The 12,843-nt window shown below is 41.6% G+C and carries 13 protein-coding genes; 1 reads left to right on the top strand and 12 read right to left on the bottom strand.

Annotated elements, in window-relative coordinates:
• Positions 1-744 precede the first annotated feature (744 nt).
• The gene (locus CRO56_RS22730) at positions 745-918 is read left to right on the top strand and encodes a hypothetical protein (protein WP_179714130.1); all 174 of its coding nucleotides are present in this window, start codon (positions 745-747) and stop codon (positions 916-918) included.
• A gap of 23 nt (positions 919-941) precedes the next feature.
• Here CRO56_RS22730 and ccmA read toward each other — a convergent pair whose 3' ends face one another.
• The 12 genes from ccmA to atpB form a co-directional block, all read right to left on the bottom strand.
• Positions 942-1,652: a heme ABC exporter ATP-binding protein CcmA gene (gene ccmA / locus CRO56_RS01475; protein WP_097156815.1), complete on the bottom strand. Its 711-nt coding sequence runs from the start codon at positions 1,650-1,652 to the stop codon at positions 942-944.
• Positions 1,645-2,784 (bottom strand): ABC transporter permease, encoded by a 1,140-nt coding sequence (locus tag CRO56_RS01470; RefSeq protein WP_097156814.1) that lies wholly within the window; start codon positions 2,782-2,784, stop codon positions 1,645-1,647. Before CRO56_RS01470 ends, ccmA begins: the two co-directional genes overlap by 8 nt.
• A complete protein-coding gene (locus CRO56_RS01465; protein WP_097156813.1) occupies positions 2,781-3,989 on the bottom strand; it encodes an ABC transporter permease in 1,209 nt (402 codons plus the stop codon). Before CRO56_RS01465 ends, CRO56_RS01470 begins: the two co-directional genes overlap by 4 nt.
• A gap of 21 nt (positions 3,990-4,010) precedes the next feature.
• Positions 4,011-5,696, bottom strand: coding sequence for a DUF6583 family protein (locus CRO56_RS01460; RefSeq protein WP_097156812.1), 1,686 nt, complete (start codon positions 5,694-5,696; stop codon positions 4,011-4,013).
• A gap of 513 nt (positions 5,697-6,209) precedes the next feature.
• Positions 6,210-6,617 (bottom strand): F0F1 ATP synthase subunit epsilon, encoded by a 408-nt coding sequence (locus tag CRO56_RS01455; RefSeq protein ID WP_097156811.1) that lies wholly within the window; start codon positions 6,615-6,617, stop codon positions 6,210-6,212.
• 23 nt (positions 6,618-6,640) lie between these two features.
• On the bottom strand, positions 6,641-8,062 hold the full coding sequence (atpD, locus tag CRO56_RS01450) for a F0F1 ATP synthase subunit beta (RefSeq protein WP_097156810.1): 1,422 nt from the start codon (positions 8,060-8,062) through the stop codon (positions 6,641-6,643).
• 130 nt (positions 8,063-8,192) lie between these two features.
• A complete protein-coding gene (locus tag CRO56_RS01445; RefSeq protein ID WP_097156809.1) occupies positions 8,193-9,050 on the bottom strand; it encodes a F0F1 ATP synthase subunit gamma in 858 nt (285 codons plus the stop codon).
• Between the two features lie 33 nt (positions 9,051-9,083).
• The gene (gene atpA / locus CRO56_RS01440) at positions 9,084-10,592 is read right to left on the bottom strand and encodes a F0F1 ATP synthase subunit alpha (RefSeq protein ID WP_097156808.1); all 1,509 of its coding nucleotides are present in this window, start codon (positions 10,590-10,592) and stop codon (positions 9,084-9,086) included.
• A gap of 24 nt (positions 10,593-10,616) precedes the next feature.
• Complete coding sequence (locus CRO56_RS01435; RefSeq protein WP_097156807.1) at positions 10,617-11,147, bottom strand: F0F1 ATP synthase subunit delta; 531 nt, start codon at positions 11,145-11,147, stop codon at positions 10,617-10,619.
• The gene (gene atpF / locus CRO56_RS01430; RefSeq protein WP_245855539.1) at positions 11,144-11,659 is read right to left on the bottom strand and encodes a F0F1 ATP synthase subunit B; all 516 of its coding nucleotides are present in this window, start codon (positions 11,657-11,659) and stop codon (positions 11,144-11,146) included. The genes CRO56_RS01435 and atpF overlap by 4 nt, the downstream gene beginning before the upstream one ends.
• Before the next feature lie 184 nt (positions 11,660-11,843).
• Positions 11,844-12,059 carry a F0F1 ATP synthase subunit C gene (atpE, locus tag CRO56_RS01425; protein WP_097156806.1) on the bottom strand — a complete coding sequence of 72 codons (216 nt, stop codon included), beginning with the start codon at positions 12,057-12,059 and terminating at the stop codon, positions 11,844-11,846.
• Between the two features lie 57 nt (positions 12,060-12,116).
• Positions 12,117-12,839: a F0F1 ATP synthase subunit A gene (gene atpB, locus CRO56_RS01420; protein ID WP_097156805.1), complete on the bottom strand. Its 723-nt coding sequence runs from the start codon at positions 12,837-12,839 to the stop codon at positions 12,117-12,119.
• Positions 12,840-12,843: the final 4 nt, after the last annotated feature.

Raw genomic sequence — 12,843 nt, 5'->3', positions numbered from 1 at the left:
GCGTTGGCAGTTTTTTGGGAACTCTCGCTTGTATTTTCGTGGGGGATGAAGTATTTTTCAGAACTTGGCATTGGTTATTGTGGGCTCAGCACTTGTTATTCCGGACTTATTACCCGTTATTCCGGTCTTTGCACCTGTTATTCGGGACTTGGCACCACTTTTTCGGAACTCTGCACCTCTTATTCGGACCTCAGCATCACTTTTTCGGAACTCAGCAACTCTTATTCGGAACTCTGCATCACTTTTTCGGAACTCTACACCACTTTTTCGGAACTCTGTACCACTTTTTCGGAACTCTGCACCTATTGGGAACTCTGCACCACTTATTCGGAACTCGATCTCATTTTTTAGAACTTGGCACGCGATTTTCGCAACAAGTTTCACGTTTTTTAGAGTATCTTCACCTTTTTACAGAACTCAGAACCCTTTTACAGAACTTAGATGGATTTAACCGGACTCAGCACCTATTTAAGCGAACTCAGCCTTCCTTTTACCGAACTTAGACCGGTTTAACCGAACTCAGATGCCCTATAAACGAACTAAAATTCCTTTTAGCGAACTTAGAAACCCTTTAAACGAACTCAGACCCATTTAACCGAACTCAGCAGATGTGAACCGAACTCAGCAGATGTGAACCGAACTCGACCACACCCCCACCCTGTCCCCACACAATTTTTCCCACTTCGATTTTTTTATCAATTCCTGCACTTTTTTCGCATATGGTGTACAAAGGAGGGGTGTCAGATGTTTGCTGGTCTTTGGGGCGCAACGATTGGCAGCTTCTTACTGCTTTTGATTGGTCTAGGTATCTTTGTTTACTTTATTCGGGAAGGTTTGGAAAGGGAGCATGATGAGGGACTGGAGCAAGTCGATAGGCTATTAAATGAAATGGAAAAGAGGAAGCAGCACCCTAAATAAAGGTGCTGCTTTTCTTTTTACCATTACCATTCTCCAATGGTACAGAGGACGTCTTCAAGTGATTCCGAATCCGCTCTTTCCATTGCTTGGTCGATGGTTCCGATAAATTTGAGTTCGCCTTGGTTGAGGATGCCGATTCGGTCACACATACGCAGAATTTCGCCAGCATCATGGGTAGTATAAACAATGGTTTTGCCTGCCTTCGCCAGACTTTGAATGTAATGATTAATGTCCCGTTTAGATTGAATGTCAATGCCGACAGTCGGCTCATCCATAATAATGACGGATGGCTGATGAATGAGGGCAACGGCAATATTGAGCTTTCGTTTCATTCCCCCAGACAGGGCGGACACCTTTACCTTCCACTTTTCCTTGAGGCCAACCTGCTCACAAAGTTCGAAAAGCTCACTTTTTTCAGCATTTGGATTGGTCAGTTTACTCCAAAACATCATATTTTCTTCTACTGTCAGTTCTGGCCATAAGGCTAAGTCCTGCGGTACAAAGCCGAGCTGACGGCGGATGTCTTTTGCCTGTTTTTTAACGTCTTTGCCATCAATCAGAATGGTACCCGCTGTTGGCTGCAGAATCGTGGCCATAATCGATAATAACGTTGATTTGCCAGCTCCATTCGGGCCAATGAGACCAAATACTTCTCCTTTTTCAATCGAAAAGGAAATTCCTTTTAAGGATTCGTGCTTCCCGTATTTCTTTTTTACATCTTGAACATTAATCAAGCCGTTCACCACTCTTTCTTGTTACCCAGATACCAATCACCAGTGCCAGCAGGGACCAGCCAAGCAAGCCTATATTTTCATCCATGCCAATCGGAGATAGAAATGCAGCCTTTTCTAAAGGCGAATAAAGCTCGGAAATCGGGAAAAAGCTTTCGCCCAATACTGCAAACAGACAGCTTACAAAAAACGCGGCAACATAATAGCTTCCTTTATTGTGCAACCATTGAGCTAATAGAAGACCAAGCGCAAACGCGATGATCGTGAGCCAAATAACGTACCCCATCTGACTCCAGTCAGTTTCAAAGAAAACACTATATAAAATGAAGGTGATTAAACCTTGTACGACTTGCAGTAATAAATGGGCTCCGCCAACACCGAGCACAAATACTTTGGCCCCGCCCATTGTCGTTGTCAGTCTAGAGGCAATCGCTTCTTCCTTTGCCCGGATATACCATTGGAAAGATGTCAAAACCATTAAAACCGTAATGAAGCTCCAAATCCTCCAAAAGTTCGCTGTATACTGGGATTCCGTTGCCTCCATAGTTTTACCTTGGACATTGTACCATTCATAATCTATCCCCATAAGCGGCTCAGGGACCCAATACTCGTCAGAATGAAGATAGGCATCCTGCCAGACTTTGTCCGGATGAAGCTCGGGCTGTAAGGATCGATAGTATTGAACAACGGTGTTTGCCGCCTTCATATTGCTCGATATTCTGGTAACTTCACTTGCTAAGAGCTCTTGAACAATTCCGTAGGCGATGGAGTTTGATGTTCTTCTAACGAGAATGGTCTGATCTCGATCTTCTTCCATTAACTTTTCTTCAAATCCTTCTGTAAATACAAAGATGCTATCGATTTTCCCTTGTAAAAGCTGTCTTTCGGCATCTTCATTATCCACTACATGAACTTGAATTTCATTTAATGCCTTGATCCGTTCGATGATTATGGCAGATGTCTCACTTTGATCCTCATCCACAATCGCAATCGGAATCGATAAGTTTTCCTGTGTTTCCTCGAACAGATTGAAAAGCAGCCATGTACATGCAAATGGTACAAACAAGGTAATGAGAAGTTTTATCGGTTTTTTTAAAAATAACTTCAGCTGCAGAGTAAAGAGGGAAAGGCTCATGTGATCACCCTCCTAACTCTCATCTTTTCAAACAGATAGGCGACTAGCCAAAAGACGATGATAAAACATCCCGCATAGAGGAAAACCTTCAGTAATCCGTCCTGCTCTGAAACAAGGAGAGAGTACCCATCCATTGCCCAGTAGTTTGGTATAAAAGCAGATACTGTCTCAAACCAGGCTGGCAGGTATACGGTCGGGAGGATATGCCCTCCAAGCAGTAAAAAGATTAATAGGATGACCGTACTAACGATAAGCATCGGCTTCTCGTTCATCGTGATTGTTTCGATTAAAAGGAAACAAGTGATGAACATGAATCCCATGAGTGATAAATAAAGGATTAGCGGAATTGGCTGATTAATAAAATCTAACTGCCATATTAATGGTGACAGCAGGATGATTTGAAATAAAACGATCATCAAAGTGGAAATGAGTCTTGCTGTAAATCGGTGTCTTGTCGAAACACCGGAAACGACTAAACGGCGGAGAACCGTATTCTCCATTGATCCTCTCGTCAGCCATAGGGAAAAGAAGGCCCATATCATGACAATTCCAATTAATCCTGAGCCTAAGTAGTATTGTTTTATATCTGTCGTGTGTAATTCATCAATTACGATATCTTCGTAAACCTCATTTCTGCCGAGGGCGTGAAAACTAAAATCTACAACGCTTGTCTGAAAGGCTTGCCTAATCGTATCTTTTGAAGCATTCGCCTCGCGAAGAAATGCATCAACGGTGTTAACGCCACTTTGGGCAGCTGATACAAAATCAGCGGAACTTTCCATAAAATGACGGACAATTTGAGATTGGAAAGGCCGCTGGGAGTTCCCAACGACCTTTACTGGTGTATTTTTTCCTCTCGCAATATCCTTACTAAACTGATCGGGGATGACCATGACAGCCGCTATTTCGTCTTGTTCAAGAAGCTGAAAAGCATTCTCTTCCGTTGTTTCGATAACTGACAGCATCGATTTCATGTGTTCAGCCTGAGTCAGATGCTGAATAATATACCCGGTTTCCATACTGTCCTCATTGTCTGCAATGGCAACCTTAAATGGTTCCCTCGTTTCTGGTTCAAAAAGGGATACGACAATAAAGGAGAGCCCGGTTACGACCAGAATAGGAACAAGGAAGCTTGCTAAAAGCAGCTTCCATTGTTTGATCACCGTTTTAAATTGCAAGTTTAATAGGGCCTTAATTTTCCCCATGGTTTACACCTACATTCGGAATTAGAATGCGCCAAATTGTCCCATTAATCCGTAGACTGCGTTTTCTAGGTTGTACATGATTTCTTCTGCTAAACTCATAAGCTCTTGTTCTGAAAGCTCAGTTACGTTCACTCCGCCTTCTAAGCTTGGAATATCGATCGCTTTGAATTCAGTTTTGGAATCTAGTTTTAATTCAATTGTTCCGCCTTGGTAATCGTCTCCTACATTAATTGTGAAGTTCGATGTTTGGTTCGCATAGTCTTCATCTAAATTAATATCAGTCGTATCTTCAACTGTACCATTCAAGTAGAAGCCGCCTGATTGAGCAAGAAGAGCCTCTCCAAGATCCAAGTTGAAGTCGTGAACACTTTTCACTTCGTTTCCTTCGCCAGCCGAATATGTTGAATCAATGGTAAAGACTACATTTAGGACTTCTTCTCCGAATTCTTTAAAGTATGCCGTAATGTCCGTACTTGTCTTACGGTCAGCGCCTTCGCCTTCTGTTTCAGAAGAGACTGTTAAGGTGGCGTTTGTATCTTCTGATCCACTTACATTGAGTTTAAATTCTTTCATTTGTTTTCCGTCATTTTCAAGATTATATGTTGATATAACAACCTCTACAGGTTCAACACCCACTGCTTCAAACATGATTTCTCTTTGAACGATTTGTTCATCAGAGTTTACCCAAATCGTTGATTTAATACCTGATTCAAGCACTAATTGATCTACATTGTTTGCTGCTTCTTCTAATCCAGCCACTAATTCAGCTTTTAAATCCTCTGGAGATAAAACCGTAATCGTTGGATCAGCTTCCAGCTGAGCTGTTTCAACAATCAATTCATAACGTTTTGCAATGATATCTTGTAATTTTTTATCTTCAGCAGCTGTTGTTAGGAATGCTTTCAGAAGTGATTTAACTTCACTTTCAGAAAGGGTTAGTTCAATTTTATCCGCTTTTACACTGACACCGTTAATATCTGCAGATACGCCATCTTCACGTGTGAAGTTTTCTTCTGCTAATTGGTCAATTAAAAGTTTTCCGTATGTTTCTTTGAGTGCTGCTTTTTCATCTTCAGAAAGCTTAAGATCACTTAGTTTAATAGTGTCTAAGTTTAATGTTTCTGGACCAACATAATAAGGGTCTACGCTGCGCATAAATTCCCCAAATTGAGTTGTATCTAAGTATAAGAAATCGCTGTATGCTAATGGAACTCTTACACCGAGCTGATCTCCAGATTGGATAACTTCTGCATCAGCAACTGTAGTTCCTTGAAGCTCTACTCCAAGCTTTACATAGTTTTGTTCATTTTTTACATCAGACTGTGTATCTACTGAAATATTGATTTGCTCTAGTAAACCTTGAACCATCATTAAAGTTGGATCTGGGGTTTCTAATTGAACGTCAAAGTTACCGCTAATATCTAGTTCGGACGTATACGCTTCCTTTTCCATTTTTTCTTGAAGTTCAATTAGATCTCCATAATTTGTTTCGAAAGTTTCTTGAGCTTGAACAAATGAATTATACTCTGCTTGCAAATAGGCTTCCTTTGGTGTCTTACTGGACATAAATCCATATACGACAATGGCAGAAACTAATACTACTGCAGCCACAATGGATGAAATCATCCATTTCTTCGACCCTGCTTTTCTAGGTGCTGTTTCTAATCCAGCAGCCATTTCTTGTCTCCCCTGATTCTCATTATTCATAGGAGGCCCTCCTTTTTATCTTAGTTTTGAAATATTTTTGTAACACAAATGCATACTTTACAATATTAATCTATCTTCGACAAAATTTCTATATATCTTACAAAATAATACAAAATCTTTAACAGAAACAGTCAAAAGGACCTATACTATTGGATTTAATTACAGGAATTAGGAAAATCTTCCTTGTATTTTCATGCATTTTTATGAAAATAAAGGTTACATTTTTGTTACAACATGGTGCCTGTCTCTTACTCTTATACTATATTGTCCAAGCCGGGGTAACATTCCATTTTTGTGGGTGAAAAATGAGGAGGAAATCTATTTAGTGTATTGGCTGTAGGTCTGTGTTGGGGAGTGGTTTTTTTGATTTCGGAGAATTAAAAATTTTACCTTCATCGACCCCATGATAGACACTCTCTCCATTTATTCTCGCTACTATGTCCTTCATCGGCCTTAGTTTTAACACAAAAAAACCTTAAGAACGCTAACCTGCAGCATTCTTAAGGTTCTTCATTAGAAACGATTTTGTGTGATGTTGATTCGATTGACGGCGCGCTTTAATGCAAGCTCAGCACGTGTGAAGTCGATGTTGTCTTGTTTGCTTTGGTTCAGACGTTCTTCTGCACGCTTTTTCGCTTGTTCAGCACGAGCGACATCAATGTCTTCTGCTTTCTCAGCTGATTGGGCAAGGATGGTTACCTTGTCAGGACGGACTTCTAAAAATCCGCCGCTTACAGCTACTAATTCAGTTTGGGCACCCTTTTTTAAACGGACGGCGCCAATCGCTAAAGGAGCCACGGTTGGAATGTGACCAGGGAGGATCCCCAGTTCACCACTTTTAGCTTTTGTACTGACCATTTCTACGTCAGCTTCATACACCGGACCGTCGGGAGTCACGATATGGACATTTACTGTCTTCATGGCTTATCCTCCTTGCTGGTGTATTAAGCTTTTTCCATCATAGCTTTTGCTTTTTCTACAACTTCTTCGATTCTTCCGACTAGACGGAATGCGTCTTCTGGAAGGTCGTCATATTTACCATCTAGAATTTCCTTGAAGCCTTTTACAGTTTCTTTTACAGGTACATAAGAACCTGGCTGACCTGTAAACTGCTCAGCTACGTGGAAGTTTTGCGATAGGAAGAATTGAATACGACGTGCACGGGCTACAACAAGCTTATCTTCGTCAGAAAGCTCATCCATACCTAAGATGGCGATGATATCTTGAAGCTCACGGTAACGTTGAAGAGTTTGTTGAACTGCACGTGCTACATTGTAGTGTTCTTCTCCAACGAATTCAGGTGCTAATGCACGAGATGTTGAAGCAAGCGGATCCACCGCTGGGTAAATCCCCATCTCAGAAAGTTTACGCTCAAGGTTTGTTGTTGCATCCAAGTGAGCAAACGTTGTTGCTGGTGCTGGGTCTGTGTAGTCATCCGCAGGAACGTAGATCGCTTGGATAGACGTTACAGAACCAACGTTTGTAGATGTAATCCGTTCTTGCAAGCGACCCATTTCTGTTGCAAGTGTTGGCTGGTAACCAACGGCAGATGGCATACGGCCTAGAAGGGCAGATACCTCTGAACCTGCTTGTGTGAAACGGAAGATGTTATCAATAAAAAATAAAACGTCTTGACCTTGGTCATCACGGAAGGATTCAGCCATTGTTAATCCAGTCAAAGCAACACGCATACGTGCTCCAGGCGGTTCGTTCATTTGTCCGAATACCATCGCAGTTTTGTTGATTACACCGGAATCCTTCATTTCATGATAAAGGTCGTTACCTTCACGGGTACGCTCACCAACACCGGCAAATACGGAAATACCCCCGTGCTCTTGGGCGATGTTGTTGATTAACTCCTGAATTAGTACGGTTTTACCTACTCCTGCACCACCGAAGAGTCCAATTTTACCACCCTTAATGTATGGTGCTAGTAAGTCAATAACCTTAATCCCTGTTTCAAGGATTTCAACTTCTGTTGATAATTGTTCGAAGGTAGGCGCTTCTCTGTGAATTGAGTCACGGCGAGTTCCTTCTGGAAGTTCAGCATCTAAGTCAATGGGTTCGCCTAATACGTTAAATACACGTCCTAATGTTACGTCACCTACAGGAACGCTAATCGGTGCACCTGTATCGATAACTTCCATGTTACGAGTCAAACCATCTGTGGAAGACATCGCGATTGTACGTACCGAATCGTCTCCAAGGTGAAGGGCTACTTCAAGTGTAAGATCAATGTCTCTTTCGGATTCAGATTGTGCTTTATATTGAACCTTTAAGGCACTGTAGATCTCTGGAAGGTTTCCGCTATCGAATTTTACGTCAACAACTGGACCCATTACTTGAAGAACTTTACCTTTATTCATCCTTTTTCCCTCCTAGTACGAAAAGCGCAGGTGCCCCGGCATTGCCCGCCAAATTTCTGTCAGACAGATTGCATTTTAAGGCATTTTCCGAGGCTTCTCTATGTGCGCACTTTCATTTTTTTAGGTCCTTCTATTCTAAAGCCGCTGCTCCGCCAACAATTTCAGTGATTTCTTGTGTAATCGCTGCCTGACGGGCACGGTTGTAATGCAATGTTAACGAGTTAATCAGTTCACTCGCGTTATCAGTAGCATTCTTCATGGCTGTCATACGAGAAGCATGCTCACTTGCTTTACCGTCCAACAATGCACCATAGATGAGACTTTCTGCGTATTGCGGTAACAATACTTCTAAAATCTCTTCTTCATTTGGCTCGAATTCATATGAGATTAGCTTTTTCTCAGATTCGATATCTGTTAGAGGCAGAAGTTTTTTCGCGTGGACTTCATGTTGAATTGTATTGACATAGTGACTGTAATACAAATACAATTCATCAATTGTTCCATCCTGAAATAACCCAACCGATTTCGAAGTAATCTCCTTAATATCGGCAAATGATGGCTGATCCGGTAAACCGGTAATTTCTTGTACTACATTGCTGCCCATTTTCTTAAAGAAATTGCTCGCGACTCTTCCAATCGCAATCACTACGTATTCGTCAGTTGACTTGTGACGCTTTTGAATGGATTGCCAAGCCTGGCGGATAATATTTGAATTATACGCTCCTGCAAGTCCGCGGTCAGATGTAATAACAAGATAACCAGTTTTGTTGATTGGACGGCTTACTAGCATCGGATGTGATGCACCTCTGCTCCCTAGGGCAATGCTCGCAACGACTTCTTGAATCTTTTCCATATAAGGAACAAAAGACTTTGCATTTAATTCTGCACGATTCAACTTAGAGGCAGAAACCATTTGCATCGCTTTCGTGATTTGGCTCGTTTTTTTCGTGGAATTAATACGAGACTTTATGTCGCGCAATGATGCCATATTGTTTCACCACCCTTTACTTGTGCCCATCCATTATTCAGAAACGGCAAATGTTTTCTTGAATTCTGTAATTGCTTGATCTAGCTCATCGCCTTCAGGAAGTTTTCCTGTTGAACGAATTTGTTTTAGAACATCGGCTTTATTTGCATCCATCCAGCTGTACATTTCGTTTTCAAAACGACGAATGTCTTTTACTGGAATGTCATCTAAATGTCCTCTTGTTAATGCGTACAGAATTGCTACTTGTTTTTCAACAGCGATTGGCTTGTGAAGATCTTGTTTTAGAACTTCAACTGTACGAGCACCACGGTTTAATTTCGCTTGAGTTGCTTTATCCAAATCAGAGCCGAACTGAGCAAATGATTCTAGCTCACGGTAAGATGCAAGGTCCAAACGAAGTGTACCGGCAACGCTCTTCATCGCTTTAATTTGTGCAGATCCACCAACACGTGATACAGAAAGACCGGCGTTAATCGCTGGGCGAACCCCAGAGAAGAAGAGGTCAGACTGTAAGAAGATTTGTCCATCGGTGATGGAAATAACGTTTGTTGGGATATAAGCAGAGATATCACCAGCTTGTGTTTCAACGAATGGAAGTGCTGTTAGAGAACCTGCACCCTTCGCATCACTTAATTTCGCTGCACGCTCGAGCAGACGAGAGTGTAGATAGAATACATCCCCTGGATACGCTTCACGGCCTGGAGGACGGCGAAGTAATAGGGAAAGCTCACGATAAGCTGCTGCTTGTTTTGAAAGGTCATCATATACAACCAATACGTGTTTGCCGTTGTACATGAATTCTTCACCCATTGTTACCCCAGCATATGGAGCAAGGTAAAGAAGCGGAGCTGGTTGAGATGCAGAAGCCGTTACAACGATTGTGTAATCAAGTGCTCCGTATTTTCTTAATGTCTCAACAGCTGTACGAACTGTAGATTCTTTTTGACCGATTGCTACATAGATACAAATCATGTTTTGATCTGCTTGGTTCAAGATTGTATCGATGGCAACAGATGTTTTACCTGTTTGACGGTCTCCGATAATTAACTCACGCTGGCCACGTCCGATTGGCACAAGGGCATCAATCGCCTTAATACCTGTTTGAAGTGGTTCGTGAACAGATTTACGATCCATTACACCAGGAGCTGGACTTTCAATTGGACGAGTTTTTGTAGTCTCAATTGGGCCAAGTCCGTCAACCGGCTGACCAAGAGGGTTTACAACACGGCCAATTAGCTGTTCACCAACTGGTACCTCCATGATTCTTCCGGTACGGCGAACCTCGTCGCCTTCTTTTATTTCAGTAAATGGTCCAAGAATAACGATACCGACATTGTTCTCCTCTAAGTTTTGCGCCATTCCCATAACGCCGTTAGAGAATTCCAATAGCTCACCAGCCATGACATTATCAAGGCCATGAGCAAGAGCAATACCGTCACCGACTCTAATTACAGTACCAACCTCGGTAACTTTTAGTTCAGATTGATAGTTTTCAATCTGCTTTTTTATCAGTGCACTGATTTCTTCAGCTTTAATGCTCACGGATTTCACCCCTTATTACATTTATTAGCTTATTAATTCACGCTTAAGGCGTTCTAGTTTTCCTTGTAGGCTTCCGTCAAAGATCAGATTTCCAATTCGAATTTTAAGTCCTCCGAGGAGGTCAGTATTCACTTCGTTCGTAATTTCTAGTGATCTCTTTCCAACCTTTGCAGCAAATGCATGAGAAATCCCATCTGCTTCGTCAGTTGTCAACGGACGGATACTTTGAACTGTTGCTTCCGCAATACCCTTTTCTTCATTCGTTAAAGCAACGAAATCAGATGCCATATTTGCAATTTCATTTTCACGATGGCGATCCACTAAAAGCATAATAGTATGCTGTACGTATGGAGTACATGCAGAAAAAATTTCTTTAACAAATTCTTTCTTTTTTTCTACTGAAAACTTTGGATTATTGAGGAGCCCCAGTAATTCTGGCGTGTCTGCGATGGCTTGTTTCACAGCACGGAGCTCTGACTCAATCGTATCTACCAAATTTTGTTCCTGTGCAAGCTGGAAAAGAGCTAAGGCGTATCTTTTAGAAACTGTGCTCATCGCTCTTCTCCTGCCTCTTTAATAAACTGGTTGATTAAGTCCTCCTGCTCCGCGACAGAAAGGTTTTTCTCAATAACCTTCGAAGCGATCATGACAGAAAGGCTTGCAACTTGTTCACGCAGAGAGGCAATTGCTTGCTCTTTCTCTTGAGTGATTTCGCGCTTTGCCGCTTCTTTCATGCGGTCTGCTTCTACTTTAGCAGCTTTGACGATTTCTTCACGCTGATCGTCACCAAGCTTTCTTGCGTTTTCAATTAAACTTTGAGCTTGCTGTTTAGCTTCTTTTAATAGCTCACGCTGCTCTTCTAAAAGTTTATTAGCTTCACGACGGCTGTTCTCAGCTGCGTCGATTTCATTCGCAATGTGACTTTCACGATCTTTCATCATCTTCATGAGCGGTTTCCAAGCAAATTTGCTTAAGAGTAGCATTAACACCAAGAATGCAAATAGCTGGTAGATAGCGTCTCCCCAGGTAAAACCGCCTGCATTAAGGGCTAGTCCTTCTAGTAACACGGATCGTTCACTCCCTTCAGAGTCCTATTAGGTTCTTCAATGAATGAGTAACGAAAAACAGCGAATAAAAGTTTTTCTTCACGCTTCCCGTTTCCCTGTATCGTTGATTCAAGTACATCTACATAAAGGAATGGCGAAGGAACTCATTCGAATGATCTTCGCCATTTTGAATTTAAAGTCTTATTTACTCAGCGCCTAATACTGTAAATGCGATAACTACGGCGATGATTGGAAGCGCCTCAACTAGGGCTACCCCGATGAACATTGTAGTTTGAAGCATTCCGCGAGCTTCTGGCTGACGAGCAATCCCTTCAACTGTACGACCAACAATAAGACCGTTACCAATACCTGCTCCAACCGCTGCCAAACCAATTGCAATTGCTGCTGCAATAAGATTCATTATAAATTTCCTCCTTAATATGTTGAAAAATGTTATTTATTTCTAATAAAAAATATATTAATGGTCATGACTCACTTTATGAGCCATATAAACCATCGTTAACATAAGAAAGATAAATGCTTGGATTGCACCAACAAAGATACTAAATCCTTGCCATGCCATCAAAGGAATAAAGCTTAAAACTCCTCCAAAAATACTTGCTGATCCTGCTGCTGCAAGCATTGCCAGCAAGATTTCACCAGCGTAGATGTTCCCGTAAAGACGCAGACCAAACGTTAAGGTGTTTGCAAATTCTTCTACTACTTTAAATGGGAACATAATCGGAAATGGACTAAAAAATTGCTTACCGTACTGCTTCATGCCATTCAGTTTTACCCCATAAACATTCGTTAAAACAATGATCATTGTTGATAATGTAAGGGTAATCACTGGGTCAGCCGTAGGTGATTTCCACCAAAGTTCGTGATTGAACGTTAGCGCGAATGGCAAACCAAGCATGTTTGATACGAAGATGTACATGATGAGCGTTAACCCGAGAATATGGAATCGGGCACCCTCTTTCCAGTCCATGTTACTTTTAATAATGCCTCGAACAAAATCCACAACCCACTCTATGAAGTTTTGAGCGCCTGTAGGTTTCATTGCAAGCGTACGAGTACATAAGACTGCAATCAAAAAAACAATAATGGATGCTACCGTGATCATAAGTATATTTGAGAGGTTAAAAGGTATAACTAGTCCAAAAAGCTCGACCTCTCTTATCGGTGCTTCATGATCCATGATT

This window comes from Bacillus oleivorans (assembly GCF_900207585.1).
Classification (GTDB): domain Bacteria; phylum Bacillota; class Bacilli; order Bacillales; family JC228; genus Bacillus_BF; species Bacillus_BF oleivorans.
Note: the sequence above shows the minus strand (reverse complement) of the source record. Positions and strands in the feature narration are given on the sequence as shown.